The organism is Microbispora sp. CSR-4 (genome assembly GCF_008033685.1).
Classification (GTDB): Bacteria; Actinomycetota; Actinomycetes; order Streptosporangiales; family Streptosporangiaceae; genus Microbispora.
The window spans coordinates 60,790-81,651 of the sequence record NZ_VJVX01000034.1 but is presented as its reverse complement, the minus strand read 5'-3'; the positions used below and the strand labels follow the sequence as shown (position 1 = coordinate 81,651).

The 20,862-nt window shown below is 71.5% G+C and carries 16 protein-coding genes; 11 read left to right on the top strand and 5 right to left on the bottom strand.

Features of this window, described 5'->3' with window-relative positions; all coding sequences use genetic code 11:
• The first annotated feature begins 11 nt into the window (after window positions 1-11).
• Window positions 12-1,535: an LLM class flavin-dependent oxidoreductase gene (locus tag FLV34_RS23935; protein WP_147944099.1), complete on the top strand. Its 1,524-nt coding sequence runs from the start codon at window positions 12-14 to the stop codon at window positions 1,533-1,535.
• 118 nt (window positions 1,536-1,653) lie between these two features.
• Here FLV34_RS23935 and FLV34_RS23930 read toward each other — a convergent pair whose 3' ends face one another.
• The gene (locus FLV34_RS23930) at window positions 1,654-2,868 is read right to left on the bottom strand and encodes a cytochrome P450 (RefSeq protein WP_147944098.1); all 1,215 of its coding nucleotides are present in this window, start codon (window positions 2,866-2,868) and stop codon (window positions 1,654-1,656) included.
• Between the two features lie 203 nt (window positions 2,869-3,071).
• Here FLV34_RS23930 and FLV34_RS23925 point away from each other — a divergent pair, with 203 nt between their 5' ends.
• The 4 genes from FLV34_RS23925 to FLV34_RS23910 all read left to right on the top strand — a co-directional run bounded on the left by FLV34_RS23925 (window position 3,072) and on the right by FLV34_RS23910 (window position 8,559).
• On the top strand, window positions 3,072-4,334 hold the full coding sequence (locus tag FLV34_RS23925) for a hypothetical protein (RefSeq protein ID WP_142650416.1): 1,263 nt from the start codon (window positions 3,072-3,074) through the stop codon (window positions 4,332-4,334).
• 595 nt (window positions 4,335-4,929) lie between these two features.
• The gene (locus FLV34_RS23920; RefSeq protein WP_187280711.1) at window positions 4,930-6,456 is read left to right on the top strand and encodes an MFS transporter; all 1,527 of its coding nucleotides are present in this window, start codon (window positions 4,930-4,932) and stop codon (window positions 6,454-6,456) included.
• A 138-nt stretch (window positions 6,457-6,594) separates the two neighbouring features.
• Complete coding sequence (locus tag FLV34_RS23915) at window positions 6,595-7,113, top strand: ATP-binding protein (protein ID WP_261985875.1); 519 nt, start codon at window positions 6,595-6,597, stop codon at window positions 7,111-7,113.
• 402 nt (window positions 7,114-7,515) lie between these two features.
• Window positions 7,516-8,559 carry a sulfotransferase gene (locus tag FLV34_RS23910; protein WP_142650414.1) on the top strand — a complete coding sequence of 348 codons (1,044 nt, stop codon included), beginning with the start codon at window positions 7,516-7,518 and terminating at the stop codon, window positions 8,557-8,559.
• Between the two features lie 223 nt (window positions 8,560-8,782).
• On the opposite strand, the gene FLV34_RS23905 is transcribed toward FLV34_RS23910, so the two are convergent.
• Window positions 8,783-9,658 (bottom strand): hypothetical protein, encoded by an 876-nt coding sequence (locus tag FLV34_RS23905; RefSeq protein WP_142650413.1) that lies wholly within the window; start codon window positions 9,656-9,658, stop codon window positions 8,783-8,785.
• 289 nt (window positions 9,659-9,947) lie between these two features.
• On the opposite strand from FLV34_RS23905, the gene FLV34_RS23900 reads away from it, so the two are divergent.
• Window positions 9,948-11,225: a TIGR03118 family protein gene (locus FLV34_RS23900; RefSeq protein ID WP_147944096.1), complete on the top strand. Its 1,278-nt coding sequence runs from the start codon at window positions 9,948-9,950 to the stop codon at window positions 11,223-11,225.
• Window positions 11,226-11,350: 125 nt separating this feature from the next.
• Entirely contained in the window at window positions 11,351-12,772 is a 1,422-nt protein-coding gene (gndA, locus tag FLV34_RS23895; protein WP_142650411.1) for an NADP-dependent phosphogluconate dehydrogenase, read from the top strand.
• Window positions 12,773-12,874: 102 nt separating this feature from the next.
• On the opposite strand, the gene FLV34_RS23890 is transcribed toward gndA, so the two are convergent.
• Window positions 12,875-14,473, bottom strand: coding sequence for an MDR family MFS transporter (locus tag FLV34_RS23890; protein WP_147944095.1), 1,599 nt, complete (start codon window positions 14,471-14,473; stop codon window positions 12,875-12,877).
• 104 nt (window positions 14,474-14,577) lie between these two features.
• On the opposite strand from FLV34_RS23890, the gene FLV34_RS23885 reads away from it, so the two are divergent.
• The 3 genes from FLV34_RS23885 to FLV34_RS23870 all read left to right on the top strand — a co-directional run bounded on the left by FLV34_RS23885 (window position 14,578) and on the right by FLV34_RS23870 (window position 16,517).
• A complete protein-coding gene (locus FLV34_RS23885; protein WP_142650409.1) occupies window positions 14,578-15,138 on the top strand; it encodes a TetR/AcrR family transcriptional regulator in 561 nt (186 codons plus the stop codon).
• A gap of 27 nt (window positions 15,139-15,165) precedes the next feature.
• A complete protein-coding gene (locus FLV34_RS23880; RefSeq protein WP_142650408.1) occupies window positions 15,166-15,567 on the top strand; it encodes a nitroreductase family deazaflavin-dependent oxidoreductase in 402 nt (133 codons plus the stop codon).
• A gap of 266 nt (window positions 15,568-15,833) precedes the next feature.
• Window positions 15,834-16,517, top strand: a complete 684-nt coding sequence (locus FLV34_RS23870; protein ID WP_205830806.1) for a rhomboid family intramembrane serine protease — start codon at window positions 15,834-15,836, stop codon at window positions 16,515-16,517.
• Between the two features lie 10 nt (window positions 16,518-16,527).
• Here the strand turns inward: FLV34_RS23870 and FLV34_RS23865 are convergent, their stop codons facing one another.
• On the bottom strand, window positions 16,528-17,676 hold the full coding sequence (locus FLV34_RS23865) for a sensor histidine kinase (protein WP_147944094.1): 1,149 nt from the start codon (window positions 17,674-17,676) through the stop codon (window positions 16,528-16,530).
• A 137-nt stretch (window positions 17,677-17,813) separates the two neighbouring features.
• On the opposite strand from FLV34_RS23865, the gene FLV34_RS23860 reads away from it, so the two are divergent.
• Complete coding sequence (locus FLV34_RS23860; protein WP_142650440.1) at window positions 17,814-20,315, top strand: RNA helicase; 2,502 nt, start codon at window positions 17,814-17,816, stop codon at window positions 20,313-20,315.
• Window positions 20,316-20,353: 38 nt separating this feature from the next.
• Here FLV34_RS23860 and FLV34_RS23855 read toward each other — a convergent pair whose 3' ends face one another.
• On the bottom strand, window positions 20,354-20,842 hold the full coding sequence (locus FLV34_RS23855; RefSeq protein WP_222709598.1) for a TRAP transporter large permease subunit: 489 nt from the start codon (window positions 20,840-20,842) through the stop codon (window positions 20,354-20,356).
• Window positions 20,843-20,862 lie beyond the last annotated feature (20 nt).

Genomic DNA, 20,862 nt, shown 5'->3' with positions numbered 1-20,862 from the left:
GTAGCGATTTAATGGCCGACTTTGGACATGAGCTGTGGTTCGGGGCGTTCCTCACGCCCGACGCGGCGGGGCATCACCGGATCGTCCGGCAGGCCGTGCTGGCCGACGATATCGGGCTCGACATCGTCGGCATCCAGGACCACCCCTATCAGCCCGCGTTCCTCGACACCTGGACGCTGCTGTCCACGCTCGCGGGGCGCACCGAGCGGGTGCGGCTGTTCCCCGACGTGGTGAACCTGCCGCTGCGCCCGCCGGCGGTGCTCGCCAGGGCCGCCGCGTCGCTCGACATCCTGAGCGGAGGCCGGGTCGAGCTGGGCCTCGGCTCCGGGGCGTTCTGGGACGGCATCGCCGCCATGGGCGGCCCCCGCCGCAGCCCCGGCGAGGCCGTGGACGCGCTGGAGGAGGCCATCACGGTCCTGCGCGCGCTGTGGACGCCGGGCGACGAGGGCGTACGGCTCGACGGCGGGCACTACCGGCTGGAGGGCGCACGGCCGGGGCCGTTCCCCCCACATCCGATCGGGCTGTGGCTCGGCGCGTACAAGCGGCGCATGCTTGAGCTGACCGGGCGTCTCGGCGACGGGTGGGTGCCCTCGGCCGGGTACGCCGCGCCCGGCGAGCTGGGCGCGATGAGCGAGATCGTGGACGCCGCGGCCGAGCGGGCCGGGCGCGACCCCGGCGAGATCCGCCGCGTCTACAACATCGCGGGCCGGTTCTCCGGCGCCGCTGGCGGTGGGTTCCTGGACGGGCCGCCGACCGTGTGGGCCGAGCAGCTCGCCGAGCTCGCGCTCGGCCACGGAATGAGCGTGTTCGTGCTGGCCGTGGACGACGACAGGGACCTCAAGGTCTTCGCCGAGGAGGTCGCCCCCGCCGTACGCGAGGCCGTGGCGCGGGAGCGCGCCCGGAAGCGGCGGCCGGACGCCGAGGGCCCGATCGGGATCGCGGAGGCACCCCAGGCGGAGGCACCCCAGGCGAACAGGGCGCAGGCGGGGGCGGTGCTCGACGAGGCCACCCGGCCGCGGCTGCCCAAGCGCGACATCTCCGCGCTCCCGCCGCGCCGGCAGGCGAACGGCCAGCGGCTCGTGCTCATCCACGACCACCTGCGGCGAGAGCTGACCCAGATCAGGGACGCCCTGGAGCAGGTCGCCGCGGGACGCTCCGACGCCGCCGCGCTCCGCTCCATGATCAACGAGCTCACCATGCGACAGAACTACTGGACACTCGGCACGTTCTGCGCGTCGTACTGCCGTCTGCTGACCACTCACCACACGATCGAGGACGAGCACATGTTCCCGATGCTGGCCGCGGCGCAGAAGTCGCTGGCGCCGGTCGTGGCCCGCCTTGAGGAGGAGCACGAGGTCATCGCCGGGGTGCTGACCCAGTTGGACGCCGCCCTCGTCGCGATGATCGAGGACCCCGACCGGCTCGACGGCGTACGCGACCAGGTGGAGCTGCTGTCCGACGTGTTGCTGTCGCACCTGCGCTACGAGGAAGAGGAGCTCGTGGAGCCCATCGCCCGCCTCAACCTCGACATCTGACGGGCGCCCACCCCGCCGTGGCCGACTTCGGCCGTGCTCGAAGCTGCCACGGCCCCCCGACCAGGGGCCCCCGACCAGGGGGCGGCGCGGCCGGCGTGCGGCGTGATCCAGGCGTGGTTCAGGCGGCCTTGACCAGCAGCCGGCGCGGCCGGTGGATCAAGCCGTCGTCGGTCCACCGCACGCCCGAAAGATCCTCCTGCGGACGCAGCCCCGGCAGCCGCGTGACCAGGGCGCGGACCGCTTCCTGCAGCTCCATCCTGGCCAGGTTCGCCCCCAGGCAATAGTGGGGGCCGTGGCCGAACGCCAGGTGCGGATCGGGCGTGGAGCCCGCGAATCTCCGGATGTCGAAACGCCACGGATCGTCGAAGACCGAGGGATCGTGGTTGGCCGCCGCCGGGTTGGGCAGCACGACGCTCCCCGCCGGCACGGTGCCGCCGGACAGCTCGACGTCCTCCGTCACGAGCCGCAGCGGACCGTTTCCGCCCGGACCCTCGTGCCGCAGGATCTCCTCCACCGCGGCCTCCAGCAGCTCGGGGCGCGCGGCCAGCTCCGCGTACTGCCGAGGATGACACAACAGGCGGAACACGCCTCGGATGATCATCGAGGCGGTCGTCTCGTGCCCCGCCATGATCAGTGTGAAGACCATGTGGGTCAGCTCGTCCTCGCTCAGCGCGTCCTCTCCGTCGCGCGCCGAGACGAGCAGGTCGATGAGGTCGTCGCCCGGCCTGGTCCGGTGCTCCGCGATCAGGTCCCGCGCGTACGCCATGAACGCGGTGAACCCCTCGGCCCTGGCTTCCGTGCTCGCCTCGGAGGTGGACAGGAACATCTCCGTCCAGCCGCGGAACTGCTCGAACCGGTCCATCGGCACGCCGAGCACCTCGCAGATCACCCGGGCGGGCAGCGGCAGCGCGAAGTCGGCGACCACGTCGAACTCCTCCCCCGCCGCGTCGAGCAGCTCCGCGGCGATGGCCGCAGCGCGGGGCCGCCAGCGCTCGATCTGCCGGGGAGTGAACGTGCTCTGCATGATGCGCCGATAGCGGGTGTGCTCGGGCGCATCCTGGTTGATCAGAGCCGCCGGGTCGTCCTCCAGGCTCGTGCCGCCGACCATCCTGGGCAGGTTCGCCGCCCGCAGATTGCGGCTGCTCGCCGGGGACGTGAGCACGGTCCGGACGTCCTCATACCTGACGATCATCGGAACCCGGTCCCCGCTCGGCATCGTGACCCGCTCCATGGGGCCTTCCGCGCATCTGCGGGCGAGATCGGGCGAGGGGGTTCCGAGGGGGCCGGGCGGAAGATCGGGCCAGGGCCATGTGGTGCCGGACTGCTCTGTCATCGTCGCCTCCGGGCGATGCCTGTCCTCCACGCTGCCTGGAACGTACGTAGCGGTCACCGGCCGGTCAATGTCCCCCCGCGGCGACACTCCCGTTGAACCGGCGGCGACGGCGTGTTCACGGAGAGGCGTGTTTCGCACCAAAGGGCGACGCGATTCTGGGATGATCTCGAGGAAAACCATCGGACGTCGAGAGACCGTGACTGATGCCCCCCATTGACCAAATCACCGCCTTCGTGTCGGCCAATCCGGTCGAAACGATCATCATCAGCGTCATCTCCTTGGTCTTACTGGTCCTTGCCTTCTTCGCCCTGCGCGCCCTGATCCGCCTGTTCCGCCGCTGGGCGGCCGGCCGGCCCACCGAGGACGTTCTCACCATCGTCGCCGCCAGCATCGCCACGGGCGTCTCCGCCCAGGGCATGTGGCGCTTCTCCGGCGACGTCCTCGGGTTCGACGGGCCGCTGCGGCTCCTGCTGTTCGCCTTCATCGAGGTCGCCGTCATCACCAGCGCCGTACGGGCGCGCCGCAACATGCGGGAGAACTACTCGGCCGGCATCGACGGCCTGGCCGTGTGGGTGCTGACGTCCCTGTCGGCCGTCCTGTCGAGCATGGACGCCCGCAGCGTCGCCGAGGCCGTCTTCCGTCTCGCCGCCCCGCTCGTGGCCGCCTGGCTGTGGGAGCGCGGCATGGCCATCGAACGGGTCCGCATCACCGGCCGGGGCCGCATCAACTGGCGGCTCACCCCGGAGCGCGTGCTGGTCCGGATCGGACTGGCCGAGGCGAGCGACCGTACGGCGAGCGAGGTGGACGCCCACCGCAGGCTGACCAGGGTGGCGCTGGCCGCCAAGCGGGTCCGAGCGCTGCGCGAGGCCGGAGCGTCCGACCGCAAGCTGCGCGTCGCGATGGCCAAGCTCGACAAGGCGATGGACCAGGCCGTGGAATACACCGGCCTGGCCGTGGACGAGAAGCGGCAGGAAGCCCTGCTGTCCCAGATCGGCGCGCTCTACAACACCTCCGCGCTGATCGACCTCGCTCCGCCGGTCCCCTGGGCGCCCGAGCCCGAGCCGCCCGCTCCCCCGGCGCTGCCCGCTCCCACCGCCCCCACCATCGCCGAGCTGATCGACGACGAGGAAGAGGACATCCCGGCCGAGCCGGCGCCGCCCGTCGACACCGCCCAGCGCGCGGCCCAGCTCCGGGCCGCCCGGCAGTACTGGGACCAGCAGATCGCCCGCAAGTACGTCCCCCGGGCCGCCGACATCGCCCAGGAGGTGGGCATCCCGCTCATGGTGGCGAAGGAGTGGCGGGCGCTGTGGAAGCTCGAACCCCAGGCGTACGCGCTGATCGAGGCGGCGTTCCGGGAGCACGGGATCGTCGACACCGGCACGTTCCCGGCCATAGAGGTGCCCGAGCGCGCACGCGTGCTCGTCGTGAACGGCTCCGCCCCAGGATCGGCGGCGCACGACTCCTGACGCGGAAAGCCACACGACTCCTGTGACGCGCGAAGCCACGCGCGACTCCTGACGAGGGAAGCCGCGCACGACTCCAGGCGGAGAGAGCCACACGCGGCTCCTCACGAGGGAGGCCACAGGCGGCTTCCGGCGAAGGAAGCCGCGCACGGCTCCTGAGGGGGAGCGCCGCGGGGCTACCGACATAAACGGGGCGGCGGGCCCGGACGAGCCGGTCCCCCCGCCCTGTCGTTTTCAGGCCCCGCCTCGGTTTTTCCGTCCTCCGCTCGTCACTTCCCGCCCTCGCCCTGTCACTTCCCGCCCTCGCCCTGTCGCTTCCCGGTCCCCGCTCCGTCGTCCTCACCGGCCCCGCTCCGTCGTTGTCACCGGCCCCGGCCTCGGCTGCCGGGCTCCGCTACCGCGTCCGCACCGCCCGCCGCGGCGGGTACCCGGGTCGCTCGATGCCGCGCCACAAGCCCGGGCAAAGGTTGCGACCAGAGTTCTCCGCGCCGGTGCGACCCCTCGTCCGGGCCGGGGAGTGGACGAGGAGAGGCGAGACGATCGGCCTGCCTGCGACCGCCCGCGTTCCGGCAACCCGCTGGGGAGCAGCATGTCCTCGATGCCAGGAGGTCTGGTGCGTGCGGCGGTCGCCTGGGCCGCACGGTGGGTGATCGGTGCCGTGGGAGGCCCGGCCCGCTTCCGGATCATCGCCGTCCTCGCCGGCGTGCTCGCGCTCGACGCGGCGGACAAGGGAACCGTGGGGGCGGTCGCGCCGGAGCTCAAGGAGAGCCTCGGCATCAGCAACACCGAGCTCGGCTCCTTGACCGCGGTGTCGTCGGCCTCGGCCGCCTTGGCCGTCATACCCGTGGGCGTACTGGCCGATCGGGTGCGCAGGGTCAGGCTCCTGGCCGCCAGCATCGTGCTGTGGGTGCTGGCGATGCTCGCCGGGGGCCTGGCGGATTCGTACCAGTGGCTCCTGCTGTCGCGGCTGGCGCTGGGCGCGGTGTCGGCCACGGCCGGTCCCACGCTCAGCTCCCTCATCGGCGACTTCTTCCCACCGGGTGAACGGGCCCGTGTCTACGGGTTCATCCTCAGCGGGGAGATGCTCGGCGTCGGATTCGGCCTGCTGGTGGGCGGCAATCTGGCCAACCTGCTGTCGTGGCGTGCCGCGTTCTTCGTGCTCGCGGTGTTCGGGATGCTCCTCACGATCGTGATCGCGCGCAAGCTGCCCGAGCCGGCGCGCGGCGGCCAGGGACGGCCGCGTCCGGCGGGGCAGCGTCTGGACTCAGGGCAAGGTCCGGGCTCAGGGGAAGGTCCGGGCTCAGGGGAAGGTCCGGGCTCAGGGGAAGGTCCGGCCGCAGGGTGGGACGAGACGGCGCCGAGCCGCGGCGACGCGGTGCACTTCGCCCTGCGGGGCCGCGGCATCGAGCCCGATTTCGCGCTGATCCTGCGGCGCGACCCGGCGCGGATGTCGATGTGGGAGGCGGCGCTCTACGTCCTGCGGATACGCACGAACGTCGTGTTGATCATCGCGTCCGCGGTCGGATACTTCTTCTTCGCCGGCCTGCGCAGCTTCGGCGTGCTCTTCCTCGACCGGCAGTACGGTCTCGCCGCGGCGGCGGTCACGGGACCGGCGCTGCTCGTCGGTCTCGGCGCCCTGGCGGGCGTCCTGAGCGGCGGGCGGGTCGCCGACCACCTGATCCGGCGTGGTCGCCTCGACGCGCGCATGACCGTCCCCGCGGTCGCCTACCTGACCACCGCCGTGTTCTTCGTCCCGGCTCTGCTGACGACGTCGACCGCGACGGCGTTGCCGTTCTTCCTCGTCGCCGCCGGATGTCTCGCCGCCGCCAATCCCCCGCTGGACGCCGCGCGCCTCGACGTCGTCCACTTCCGGCTCTGGGGTCGCGCGGAGAGCATCCGTACGTTCCTCCGGATGGGCGCGGAGGCGGTCGCCCCCGTGACCTTCGGATTCCTGGCCGATCTCCTCGGACCGGACGGCCCCAGGAGCGCGCAGGGCCTGCAGTACACCTTCCTGATCATGCTCGGGCCTCTGGTGGCGAACGCGGTCATCCTGCTCCACGGCAGGCACTCCTATCCTCGCGACGTCGCCACGGCGACCGCCTCCGAGAGGCCGCGCGTACGGTGACCCGTCCAGCCAGGAGCGCCCGCTCCCGGCCCGAGAACGAGGGGCGGGGTGCTTTTCCGGCATAGCGGGGCAAGGACACTCCTACTTTCCCGTGACATCGCGGGCGCGGGGGCGGACGTCCTCTCCTGCGGCGGCCACATGGTCACGCGTTGGGAGGAGCTCATGGAGATCTCGGGGGACGGCGCGGGGAACCGCGTGGCCCGGCTCGCGGGTGGGCGCGACCAGGTGGGGCGGGCGCGCAGGCTCGTGTCCGCCGCACTCGGACGCGGCCATCCGCGGCACGACGACTGCGTGCTGCTGACCAGCGAGATCGCGACGAACGCGGTCGTCCACTCCCGATCGGGAGACGGCGGCACCTTCACCGTCACCGTCTCGTGCCTGCCCGACCGGGTGCGGATCTGCGTGGAGGACGACGGGTCGGCCGCGCCGCCGTGCGCCGGGCATCCGCTCCCCAACGGATCGAGCCAGGGCGGCCGGGGCCTGCCGCTGCTGGACCTGCTGGCCGACCGGTGGGGGCTGGTCCGCGAGGCCGGGCGCAACGAGGTGTGGTTCGAGGTCTGGTCCGACGGCGAGCGGCACGCCGCCGCACTCACCCGCCGCTGGCCGGCCGCGAGGGTGCGACCGGCCGTCGCGGCGCGCGGCGCGGCCTCCGGCTGAAACAGGCCCTCCCCACCGCTTCCCGGTCGGTCATGGGCGCAGGCAGGCGGGAAGCCGCGGCGCGGCGCGACCTCCGGCTGAAACAGGCCCTCCCCCACCGCTTCCTGGTCGGTCATGGGCGTGGACAGGCGGGAAGCCGCGGCGCGGCGCGACTCCCGGGTGGAACAGGTCCTCCGCACCGCCCCGGTCGGCCCTGGGTGCCCGGCTGAACCGTCCTCCCAGCTCACGAGCGCTTCCCGGTCGCGGCCCTGGTTCGCCGGGCGGGGAGCCGCGCGCTCAGATCGGTGGCCGTGACACGGCATTGGCGCCCGTTTCGGTGGTACTACACCGACGTCGGGTGATTTTTCCGGGCAAGGAAGGGGCAATACCAACCTATTTAATCGGGAAAGTAGGAGGACTCCCATGGCCCTGCCCGACTTCCTGGTCATCGGGGTGCCGAAGGCCGGCACCACGGCCCTGCACGCGGCGCTGGCACGCCATCCCCGGCTCTTCATGTCTTCCGTCAAGGAGCCGAAGTTCTTCCTCACCGACGGTCCGCCCCCGCTGAAAGGCGGGCCGGGGGACGCGGAGACCTACCGCGAGCACGTATGGCGGCGCACCGACTACGAGGCGCTGTTCGCGGACGCGCCGCCGGGGGCGCTGCGCGGCGAGTCCACCCCCTTCTACCTCTACGACCGCGCTGCCCAGCGGCGGATCAAGGAGACGATCCCGGACGCGAAACTCATCGTCTCGCTGCGCGACCCGGTGGAGCGCGCCCACTCGAACTGGACCCACCTGTGGTCGGCCGGGCTGGAGCCGATCGGCGACGTCATCGAGGCGTGCGCGGCCGAGAAGCGGCGGATCGCCGACGGCTGGTCGCCGTTCTGGCACTACGTCGGCCTCGGCCGGTACGGCGAGCAGCTCGCGCACCTGTTCACGCTGTTCCCCCGGGAGCAGGTGCTGGTCTTCCGCTATCGGGATCTGGTGGACCGCCCCGCCGCCACCCTCGATCGCATCTGCGCGTTCCTCGGGGTGGAGCAGGGGCTGGTCGGCGAGGTGCCCAGGGAGAACGTCACGGCCCATCCGCGGCACAGCCGCAGGCACCGCATCCTGGCCCGGCTCGCCCGGCTCGGCGACCCGGTGCTGGGCCAGCGGCTCACCACGCCGCTGGAGCGGGTGCTGCAGCGCGACGGCCAGCCCCGGCGGCCGCTCACCTGGGCGCAGCGCCAGGAGCTGCTCGCCTACTTCGCCGCCGACATCGCGCTGCTGCGCGACGTGCTCGGCCGCGACTCCGGCGACGACTTCGGCGACTGGCTGCGCCCCCGTGAGCGGTCGGGCGGCCTCGTCGGAGCCCGGCCGTCCGGCCAGCGGCAGGCCCGCAACGGCCGCGCCAGGAGCGTCTCCGACCCGGCCGGCCGGCGGCAGGGCATGAACGGCCCGCCCGGAGGCGATCCCACGGGGGCGTGACCCCGGGACTCGGCCGCCGTCACCCCCGTGCCCGCTCCCGCCTCAGCTGTCCACGGCGGTGCCGCCCGCGGGCGTCGCAACCGCCCGCCGGAGCGGTCGGCGCAGCGTGGTCGGCGCAGCGTGGTCGGCGCAGCGTGGTCAGCGCGGCGGGGTCGGTGCAGCGTGGTCAGCGGGGCGAGGCCGGTGCGGCGGGTCTCAGCGCGGCGGGGCCGGTACAGCAGGGTCAGTGCAGCTCGGTGCGCAGTTCGTGGGCCCCGTCGGCGCGGGTCAGCTCGTAGTAGAGGCGGTGGCCCCCCTCCACGGGCACGATCGACAGGTAGCGCAGCCCTCCCCCGGCGTGCTCCGACTGGGCGACGGGGGCGGTTCCGGTGGCGGTGAGCGTGGACGGGCCGGGGCCGATGGCCACGCCGGTGCGCTCCTCGTAGTTCTCCTCCGCCGACGCGCGGCCGTCGTAGTAGGCGATGACGGTGCCGCCGCTGAACGTGACCGCGGTCACCCGCACACCACGCGAGTCCCACTCGCCGGGCCGCCGGTCGAGCGCGGTCCCCTGCCAGGTCCACTCGACGCCGTCGGTGCTGGTGGCGTACTCGGTCACCATCTGGTCGGCCTCGTCGGGGTCCTCCAGGGGGTGGCAGGACGCCCACAGGTGCCACACGCCACCGTGGTGGAGGATCACGGGGTCCTTGACACCGGTCTTGAGGTCGCCGGGCAGCACCACCCGCGCGTCGGCGGGGTCGAACTCCGCCGGCCCGGCGGCCTCGATCATCTCGACCCGCCAGTGCTTGGTGCCGTACGTGGCGCAGCTCAGGTAGAGGCGCCACCTGCCCTCCGGCGTCACCACGAGCGTCGGGCGCTCCAGCGACTCGGTCTTCATCTCGTCCTTGGTGATGGTGAGGAGCTTCTCGAACCGCTCCCCGTCGGCCGAGCGGGCGATCTCAACGGCGTACCCCCGCCCGTCACCGAGCGGCCGGCGCAGCCGGTAAGCCAGATAGATCCATCCGTCCCTGGCCACGGCACTGGGCGCGCCCGCCCAGAATCCTGGCCCGTCTCCGGGCGGAGGAACCGCGACGACTGACCGTTCCGGCTTCGGTGCGAACACGTCTCTTCTCCGTACTGAGCGACGACGGTGGACGGGGCCGGCTCCCACCGGCCCTTCTTGGCTGTAGTGAATTACCAGCGGCCCGCCGCGAGGCCAAGTGTCCTCGCCATCGGACGACCATGTCTATACAAAACCCGCTTGCTTTGCGGGTTTTGTCAGGATAGGGCAGACCCGCGACTGCTCGCGCCCGCTACCTGCGGAAAAGTCAGGTGAACCCGGAACGGGAGGGCGGCGTATCTCCGGGCGTAAGGGCATGCCGACACAGTTCTGACCACTCTCAGGAGGCCCCATGCGGGCACGTATCGTCACGCTCTGCGCCGCGCCGCTCGCGCTGGCGCTGGCCGGAGCCGCACCGGCCCACCCCGCTTCGTCCCCCCACGCCTCCCGTTCCTGGCAGGGCTCCGGCCACCAGGTCCACACCGCGGCGAACCGGTCCGCGAGCACGGCACGCACCCCCGCCCGGTTCGCCAGGGTCGACCTGGTCTCCGACGTGGCGGGCCGGGCGGCGCTCACCGATCCCAAGCTGGTCAACCCCTGGGGCCTCGCGATGGGCGCCACCCTCTGGGTGTCCAACGCGGGGACCGGCACGGCGCCCGTCTACACCGGAGGCGCCGGGACGGTCAGGAAGGCACCCACCACGGTGGCGATCCCCGGCGGCCCCCCCACCGGCCAGGTGGCGTACACGGGCGACGCCTTCACGATCAAGGGCAAGGCCGGCACCGCGCCCGCCTCGTTCATCTTCTCCAGCCCCAGCGGTGCCATCACCGCCTGGAGCGCCAAGGCCGATCCGCACAACGCGGTCATCGCCGCGTTCACCCGCGGCGCCGACTACAAGGGCCTGGCGCTGATGACCACCGACCGGGGCACGTTCCTGCTCGCGCCGTCCTTCTCCCACGGCGCCGTCCACGTCTTCGACGACGACTTCCGGCGGGTGCGGCTGTCGCGCCGCGCGTTCCGCGATCCGTTCCTGCCCGCGCACTACTCCCCCTTCAACGTCGAGATCGCCGGGAGCTCGGTCGTCGTCGCGTACGCCAAGCGGGACCCCGCGACCGGCAGGCCGGTGGCGGGCCGGGGCAACGGGTTCGTCAGCCAGTTCACCGCGAGCGGCCGCTTCGTGCGGCGTCTCGCCTCCCGCGGCCCGCTGAACGCTCCGTGGGCGCTGACGCTCGCCCCCGCCGGGTTCGGCGCGTACGCCGGTGCGCTGCTGGTGGGCAACTTCGGCGACGGATGGATCAACGCGTACGACCCGAAGACCGGCCGCTACCTCGGCCCGCTGCGCGGGGCGGACGGCAGGGCGATCGCCGTCGAGGGGCTGTGGGACCTCGAACCCGGCACGGCGGCCAACGGCGGCGCCGACGCGGTGTGGTTCTCGGCCGGCATCTCGGGGGCGCGGCACGGCCTGCTCGGCCTGATCCGCCCGGCCACGGCCGCGGGCACCGCCTCGCCCACGCCGGCGTCCCCGCCGACCTCCAGGCCGACCTTCAGGCCGACCTCCAGGCCGGCGTCCACGACCTCGGCCAGACCTGCGCCGTCGCACTCCCACCCATCAGGCGGCTACGGCTACTGAGCGGCCGCTCAGCGGCTGTGAATCGGCACCGATCAACCACTGAGCGTCGCCGAGCGGCGGACCGGTCCCGGGACACGCCCACCCGCGGCCGATCCCACACCCCGGGGAGCGGTATGACTGTAGACATGGACAAGGCAGACATCGGAGTGACGGGCCTGGCGACCATGGGCCGCAACCTCGCCCGGAACTTCGCCCACCACGGTCACGTGGTCGCGGTGCACAACCGCACGGAGAGCCGTACCACCCGCTTCATGGAGGAGCACCGCGACGAGGGCGCGTTCCTGCCGGCGGGCACGATCGAGGAGTTCGTGGCCTCCCTCGAACGGCCACGCAAGGCGATCATCATGGTCAAGGCCGGGGCCCCCACCGACGCCGTGATCGAGGAGCTCGCCGCCGTCATGGAGCCGGGCGACATGATCATCGACGGCGGCAACGCCCACTACCTGGACACCCGCCGGCGGGAGGCCGCGCTGCGCGAGCGGGGCATCCACTTCGTCGGCACCGGAATCTCGGGCGGCGAGGAGGGCGCGCTCAACGGCCCGAGCATCATGCCGGGCGGCGACGCCGCGGCGTACGAGACGCTCGGCCCCCTGCTGGAGGACATCGCGGCGAAGGTCGACGGGGTGCCGTGCTGCGTGCACGTGGGCCCCGACGGCGCGGGCCACTTCGTCAAGATGGTGCACAACGGCATCGAATACGCGGACATGCAGCTCATCGCGGAGTCGTACGACCTGCTCCGGCAGGCTCTCGGGCTGAGCCCCAAGGAGCTGTCCGACGTCTTCCGCGAGTGGAACCGGGGCGACCTGGAGTCGTACCTGATCGAGATCACCGCCGAGGTGCTCGGTCACACCGACGCCGCCACGGGCAAGCCGTTCGTCGACGTCGTGCAGGACCAGGCCGAGCAGAAGGGCACCGGCCGCTGGACCGTGCAGAGCGCGCTCGACCTCGGCGTCCCGGTCACCGGAATCGCCGAGGCGGTGTTCGCCCGGGCGCTGTCGGGCCACCCCGAGCAGCGGGCCGCCGCCCGCTCCCTCACCGGCCCCTCGGGGACGGCCGGCGACTCCGGCCTCGTCGAGGACGTGCGGCGGGCGCTGTACGCCTCCAAGATCGTGGCGTACGCCCAGGGGTTCGACCAGATGGCCGCCGCGAGCGCGGAGTACGGCTGGAGCCTGAACCTGGGCGCGATGGCCACGATCTGGCGCGGCGGCTGCATCATCAGGGCCCGCTTCCTCGACCGGATCCGGGCGGCGTACGACGCGGACCCGAACCTGCCGACGCTGCTGGTGGACCCGACGTTCGCCCAGGCCCTGGAGGACGCCCAGGAGTCGTGGCGGCGGGTCGTGGCGACGGCGGCGACGATCGGGGTGCCCACGCCGGGCTTCTCCTCGGCGCTGGCCTATTACGACGGGCTGCGCCGTGACCGGCTCCCCGCCGCGCTGCTGCAGGGGCTGCGCGACTTCTTCGGCGCGCACACCTACCGGAGGGTCGACCGGGAGGGCTCCTTCCACACCGACTGGTCGGGCGACCGGGCCGAGCGGCCCGCCTGACCGGCCCGCAGAACGCGATACGGCGCACGTCCGCGCGGGGACGTGCGCCGTATCGTCATCGGCTCCGGATCAGGTCATCCGGGCCGGGTCATCCGGGCCGGGTCACTCGAAGGCGGCGGCCGCCATCGGCTCCGCCTTCTCGCCGGGGGCGGCGCCGGGAGCGCCGCTGCGCAGCGGGACGTGCTTGATGAAGGCCGCGATGATCGGGACGACCGCGGCGAACACGACCGACCACAGGAAGACCGTTCCGATCGTGTTGGCGAGCGCCTCCAGGAAGCCCGACTTGATCGTCGGCGGGAGAGCGTCGAGCACCTTGCGGTCGATCGTCCCGCCGCCGGAGCCCGCCAGTGCTGCGGCCTGCGGGCCGAGCTTGGCGCTGATCTCGTCGACCAGCCGGCTGTTGAAGATGGCGCCGAACAGCGAGATGCCGAACGAACCGCCGATCGAGCGGAAGAACGTCGAGGCGCTGCTGGCGACGCCGATGTCCTTCTGCTCGACGCTGTTCTGCGCGATCAGCATGGTCGTCTGCATCAGGAAGCCCATGCCGAGGCCGAGGACGGCGATGTAGACGCCGGTCCGCCAGGCGGGGGTGTGGACGTCCTGCGTCGACAGCAGCCACATCCCGATGGCCATGATCACGCCACCGATCACCGGGAAGCTCTTGTACTTGCCCGTCTTGGTGATCGCCCGGCCGACGAACAGCGACACGACCATCGACGAGGCCATCATCGGCAGCAGGAGCAGACCGGAGTTGGTGGCCGTCGAGCCCTGCACGATCTGCTGGAACATCGGCAGGAAGGTGATCGCGCCGAACATCGCGAAGCCGAGCAGGAAGCCGAGCAGGTTGATCAGCGTGAAGTTCCGGTTGGCGAACACGTGCAGCGGCAGAATCGGCTCGGCCGCCTTGCGCTCGATCGGGATGAACACCGCCAGCGCGACGACCGCCAGGGCGGCCAGCCCCAGGATCTGCCACGAGCCCCACGGGTAGCCGTGCTCCTGACCACCCCACGAGGTGATCAGCACGATCGCCGTGATCGCCACGGTGAGGACGGCCGCGCCGGCCCAGTCGATGCGGTGCTCGGTGCGGTGCTTGGGCAGGTGCAGCTTGAGCACCAGCCAGAGCAGCGCCACGCCGCCGAGCGGCAGGTTCACGTAGAACGCCCAGCGCCAGTTGAGGTTGTCGGTGATGAACCCGCCGACGAGAGGCCCCGCGATCATGGCCAGCGACATGATCGCCGCCATGATGCCCTGGTACTGACCCCGCTCACGGGGCGGGACCAGGTCACCGATGATGGACATCACGCCCACGATGAGCCCGCCGGCGCCGAGGCCCTGCAGCGCGCGGAAGGCGATCAGCTCGATCATGCCGTCGCCGGTGCCGCCGAACAGCGACGAGCCCGCCATGCCGCAGAGCGCGGAACCGACCAGGAAGATGATGATCGAGCTCAGGAAGATGTTCTTGCGCCCATAGAGGTCGCCGAGCTTGCCCCAGATCGGCGTGGAGACCGTGGTGCCGAGCACGTACGCGGTGGTGACCCAGGTGAAGTAGTCCAGGCCGTTGAGTTCCCCGACGATCCTCGGCATCGCCGTACCGACGATCATGTTGTCCAGCATCGCCAGCATCATCGCCAGCATCAGGCCAGGTAAAACGATCATCACTTCCCGGGACCGGCCGGGCGCGGCCGCGGTCTCCGTCGTCATGGGTGCCCCCTTTGGAGAAAATTACTTACTTGCCGACAGGCTAGTGCCCGAGGCACGGTATTGTCCTTACTTGCCGGCCGTCAAGTTAATTAGGAACCGTTGGAATGGGTGCTCAAACCGACACGCGCAGCCGCATCCAGGAGGTCGCGATCAGGCTCTTCACCGAGCAGGGGTACGAGGCGACGTCGCTCCGGGAGATAGCCGAGGCCCTCGGCGTGACCAAAGCGGCACTCTACTACCACTTCCGCACCAAGGAAGACATCGTCGCCAGCCTGATCGAAGACCGCGTCAAGGCGCTGGACGAGCTGATCGCGTGGGCGAACGGGCACCCGCGCACCCCGGAGACCCGGGGGGAGCTCATCCGCCGCTACTCGGCGCAGATGTCCGAGGGACGCCACCACGAGATCATGCAGTTCATGGACCGCAACAAGACGGCGTTGCAGGGCCACGCCCAGGTCGACCTGATGCGAGAGCGCCTGGGCGAGCTGATGCAGGCGCTGTGCGGCCCGGACGACCCGCTGCCGGTCCGGCTGCGGCGCTCGATGGCGCTGTTCGCGATGCACGCGGCCTGGTTCTTCCTCCGCGACGAATCCTCGACCGAGGAGGAGCGGACCGCTGCGGGGCTGCAGGTCGCACTGGAATTGGCCGACGCCTCGGGTAGTTGATCCCTCTCTCGTGGGAAGGTGATCGACATGCTCTTCGGACAGGAACACGTCAAGCGTTACATCGAGACCGACGGCGAGGAAGGCCACGACTGGCAGGGCACCACGGTGGCCATCCTCACCACCAAGGGCCGCAAGTCGGGCCTGCCTCGCAGCACTCCTTTGATCTATCAGCCATACGGCGACGCCTATCTGGTGGTGGCCTCCAAGGGCGGTGCGCCCGAGCACCCGCTCTGGTATCGCAACCTCCAGGCCGATCCCGAGGTGGAGTTCCAGATCAAGGGAGACAGGTTCAAGGCGCACGCCCGTACGGCGACCCCGGAGGAACGCCCGGACATGTGGCGGACGATGACCGCCGCGTGGCCCGCGTACGACGAGTACGCGACCAAGACCGACCGGGAGATCCCGATCGTCGTCATCGAACGCGTGTAGTTCGCCGGGCGGGCCGGGCGGCCGGTGGTCAGGAACCGCCGGCTCCCGGCTCGCCTCGTCGTCCGCACGCGGCGTCTCGTCGGCGGCGTGCAGATGGGTGCGCTCCCCGTCGTGGTCGAAGATGCTGAGGATCTCGACCGGCCCCTCGTGGGCGTCGACGCTGTGCGGGGTCATGCTCATCGGGGCCCCCTCCCGGCGAACCCGGTGACTCGTGCGGCCGGCGGCGGTATCTTTCCCGCGTGATCCTCAGTGACGGGGGAGGTTCCGTGAGCGACGGCCGCACCGCCGAAATCATGATCGCCGAGGCCCGCAAGGCATTCTGGGTCATGGTCGGCTTCCTGGCGCTGATCTGGGTCGTGCAGGTGGCCAACTGGGCCTCGGCCTACTCGCTCAGCTACAGCTACGGGATCAGGCCGTGGGACCTCGGGCGACTGCCCGGGATCGTGTCCGCTCCGCTCCTCCACTGGAGCTGGGAGCACATCGAGGGCAATTCCGGGCCGCTGTTCATCTTCGGGTTCCTCGCCGCCTACCGGGGCGTGCGGCGCTTCCTCGGCGTGACCGCGCTCATCGCCGTCGCCAGCGGGCTCGGCTCGTGGTTCACCGCCGACTCCTCCACGGTCGGCGCGGGCGCGAGCGGGCTGGTGTTCGGCTACTTCGGGTACGTGCTCGTACGCGGAGCCTTCGACCGGCATCTGATCGACATCGTCATCGGCCTGGTCATGGGCCTGTGCTTCGCCTACCAGTTCGCCGGCCTGCTGCCCGCCGAGGGCATCGGCTGGCAGGCCCACGTCTTCGGTTTCGCCGGCGGCATCCTCGGCGGCTACCTGTTCCGCGACCGGAAGGCCAAGCACATCGGCAAGGGCACGACCGGGAGCGCGGCCCCCGGCACGAACGCCCCTCCCGGCTCCAGGGCGGCCCTGCTCAAGGAGATCGAGGACCTCGGCCTGTGACGCGTACGGGTCAGACCTCGCACGGGTCGGGCGGGTAGAGGGGGATGGTGGCGGTGAGCGCGAACCCGCCCTCGCGGGTCGGGCCGTACGTGAGCCGCCCGCCCAGCTGGGCGACGCGCTCACGCAGGCCCGGCAGCCCGTAGCCGCCTCCGGCGTCGGCGGGCACCCGGACCGGCACCGCCCGGCCCTTGCCGCTGTTGACGACCGACACGTTCAGCACGTCGCCGTGTGCCTCGCAGACCACCTGCACGTCTGCCCCGGGCGCGTGTTTGCGCACGTTGTTGAGGCCCTCCTGGACGACGCGGTAGCAGGCGTGACCGGCCTGCCGCGACAGCGTCTCCTCCGGCACGTCGTAGTGCAGGGCGACGCGCAGGCCGGTGGCCCTGCTCTCCTCGACCAGGCGGGGTATCCCCTCGACGCTCTCCGCCGAGGGAGGCAGGTCCCTGCGCCGCAGCGCCGTGAGCAGCTCGCGCAGCTCGGTCAGCGCCCGCACGCCCTTGTCCTCGATGTTCCTGGCCAGCTTGCGGATCTCCTCCAGCTCGTCGGTGTCCTGGATGAGCCCGGCGTTCAGCACCATCACGGTCACCGCGTGCGTCACCGTGTCGTGCAGCTCACCGGCGATGCGGCGGCGTTCCTGGGCGGCGGCGCGCTCCTCGCGCGCCCGCACGCCCGCGCGCAGCTCCCGGATCATCGTGCGGTAGCGCCACACCCACGTGCCCACCAGCGCGGGCAGGAAGATCAGTGTGATCGCCCGCACCGCCAGGGCGACCGGCAGCCGGTCGGTGTAGGGGCTCGCCCAGTCGGCCAGCATGTAGACCCCGGCGAGCGCGGCGGCCACCCACGGCCATCGGCGCACCGTGTTCTGCGCCGTCATCGAGTACGCCGCCAGCATCAGCGGGATGGTCTCGCCCGCGAGCAGGGCGCAGGCGACCGTGGCCCCGATCATCGGCCAGGCCACGCTGCGCCGCACCAGCATGGACAGGGCCGCCGCGCACACGGCGGCGACCTGCGCCCACCACGGCACGGCGAGGAACGGCAGGTCCGGGAAGGAGTGGCCGAACAACACCGGCGGCAGCCCGAAGGCGAGCACCGCGACGGCGAGCAGCACGTCAGCCGCCGCCTCCCGGCGCTCGGCGAGCCCGGCCCACTTCTCCCCCATACCGCTAGTTTGTGGGTTTGACCTGCGGCTTCGTGCAGCGCCACACCCCTTTGACGTAGCTGTGCCACACCTTGCCGTACGCCGGGCCGGTCGAAACAGTCATGCGTCTTGGGCAGGATAAGAGCGTGAGCGACAGCATGAGCCTCCTCCGCCGTCTTCCGTCCGGCCCAGAAGCCGGAGCCGACCCGGACGCGCTGTTCGACGCGTTCGCGTCCTGGAACGCCGATCGGGGGCTCACGCTCTACCCGGCACAGGAGGAGGCGCTGATCGAGGTCGTCTCCGGCAACAACGTGATCGTGTCCACGCCCACGGGCTCGGGCAAGAGCCTGATCGCGGCAGGGGCGCACTTCGCGGCGCTGGCCCGCGACGAGATCAGCTTCTACACCGCGCCGATCAAGGCGCTGGTGTCGGAGAAGTTCTTCGACCTGTGCGCGCTGTTCGGCACCGAGAACGTCGGCATGATGACCGGCGACGCCACCGTGAACGCCGACGCGCCCGTCATCTGCTGCACCGCCGAGATCCTCGCCCAGATCGCGCTGCGCGACGGAGCGGACGCCGACGTCGGCACCGTGATCATGGACGAGTTCCACTTCTACGCCGAGCCCGACCGCGGCTGGGCCTGGCAGGTGCCGCTGCTGGAGCTGCCGCAGGCGCAGTTCGTGCTCATGTCGGCCACGCTCGGCGACGTCGAGCGCTTCCAGACCGACCTCACCCGCCGCACGGGCCGCCCCACCAGCGTGGTCAAGCACGCCGAGCGCCCGGTGCCGCTGATCTACTCCTACCGCACCACTCCCCTGCACGAGACGCTGGAGGAGCTGCTGTCCACCCAGCAGGCCCCGGTCTACGTCGTGCACTTCACGCAGGCCGCGGCGATGGAGCGGGCCCAGGCGCTCATGAGCATCAACATGTGCACCAAGGCCGAGAAGGAGGCCATCGCCGCCCTCATCGGCAACTTCCGCTTCACGACCCGCTTCGGCCGGGCCCTGTCCCGGCTCGTACGGCATGGCATCGGCGTGCACCACGCGGGCATGCTGCCGAAATACCGCCGCCTGGTGGAGCGGCTGGCCCAGGCGGGCCTGCTGAAGGTCATCTGCGGCACCGACACGCTCGGCGTTGGGGTCAACGTCCCGATCCGCACCGTGCTGTTCACGGCGCTGTCGAAGTTCGACGGCACCAAGGTGCGGCGGCTGCGGGCGCGGGAGTTCCACCAGATCGCCGGGCGGGCCGGGCGGGCCGGTTTCGACACGGTCGGATACGTCGTCTGCCAGGCGCCCGACCACGTGATCGAGAACGAGCGGGCGCTGGCGAAGATCGGCGACGACCCCAAGCGGCGCCGCGGCTACGCGCGCAAGAAGCCCCCGGAGGGGTTCGTCGGCTGGAGCGAGGACACGTTCGAGAAGCTCCAGACGGCCGAGCCCGAGCCGCTGACCTCCCGGTTCAAGGTCAGCAACGCCATGCTGCTGTCGATCATCAACCGGCCCGGCGACTGCTTCCAGGCGATGAAGCGGCTGCTCACCGACAACCACGAGGACCGCAAGGCGCAGCGCCGCCACATCAGCCACGCCATCGCGATCTACCGCTCGCTGCTGGCCGGCGGCATCGTGGAGAAGCTCGCCGAGCCCGACGAGCACGGCCGGATGGCCCGGCTCACCGTCGACCTCCAGGAGGACTTCGCGCTCAACCAGGCGCTGTCCACCTTCGCGCTGGCCTCCTTCGAGCTGCTCGACCGCGCCTCCCCGACGTACGCGCTCGACATGGTCTCGATCGTCGAGTCCACGCTCGACGACCCCCGGCAGATCCTGCACGCCCAGCTCAACAAGGCCAGGGCCGAGGCGGTCGCGCAGATGAAGGCCGACGGCATCGAGTATGAGGAGCGGATGGAGCGCCTCGCCGAGATCACCCATCCGATGCCGCTGGCCGACCTGCTCTTCGGCGCGTACGAAACCTACCGGCGCGGCCACCCGTGGGTCGGCGACCACGTCGTCAGCCCCAAGACGATCGTGCGCGACATGTACGAGCGGGCCATGACCTTCACCGAGTACATCCAGTTCTACGAGCTGGCCCGCTCGGAGGGCACGGTGCTGCGCTACCTGGCCGACGCCTACCGGACGCTGTCGAAGACGGTGCCCGAGCACCTGAAGACCGACGACCTGGTGGACCTCATCGAATGGCTCGGCGAGCTGGTGCGCCAGGTCGACTCCAGCCTGATCGACGAGTGGGAGAAGCTGGCCAACCCCGCCGAGGCGCTGGCGGCCGGGGAGGAGCTGGAGACCAAGACCCGCCCGGTCACCGCCAACGCCCGTGCCTTCCGGGTGCTGGTCCGCAACGCGATGTTCCGGCTGGTGGAGCTCGCCGCGCTCGACCGAGAGGAGGAGCTGGTCGAGCTCTACCCGGACGTCGACTGGGCCGCGGGCCTCGACGCCTACTACGAGGAGCACGACGAGATCCTCACCGGCCCGGCCGCCCGCGGCCCGGCCCTGCTGCTCATCGAGGAGGAGAAGGAGCTGTGGCGGGTGCGTCAGATCATCGACGACCCGGCAGGCGACCACGACTGGGGCATCGGCGCCGAGGTCGACCTGGCCGCCTCCGACGAGGAGGGCCACGCCGTGCTCCACGTCACCGGCCTCACCCGCCTCTGAGCCGCGTCCACCTCTGAGGGGCGGCGTACGGCGCCCGCTCAGCCGTAGAACTTCCTGGCGCCCTCATGGAGCGGCACGGGGTCGGTCTTCGGCGCGTCGCCAAGGTGATCTCCTTGGCCGCCGCGTGCACTGCGGGCGTCCATCTCGATCGCGAGGAAGACGCCCAGGTAGTAGAGGACGGTCGGGATCGTGGCGTAGACGAGCACGGTCAGGTAGCTCACGCGCAGGTATTCGGCGATGATGAACGCCGCCGCGCCCAGCGTGGCAGGCGAGAGGATCGCGCCGATGCCGGCCGCCGCCAGCACTCCCCCGGCCTGCTCGCGCGGGTAGCCGGCGCGGCGCAGGATGGGCCAGGCCACGCTGCCCACGCTCACCGTCGTCGCCACGCCGGAGCCGCTCACCGTGCCGAGCAGGAACCCCGCGAGCGTGACCGTGCGCCACGGCGCGGAGCGCGAGCGGCGGAACGCGGCGAAGAACCGGCCCGCCCTGGAGGCGTCCAGCACGGCGCGAGGGGCTCCGGCTGTCAAAGCCCGATCGGGCATGGCCC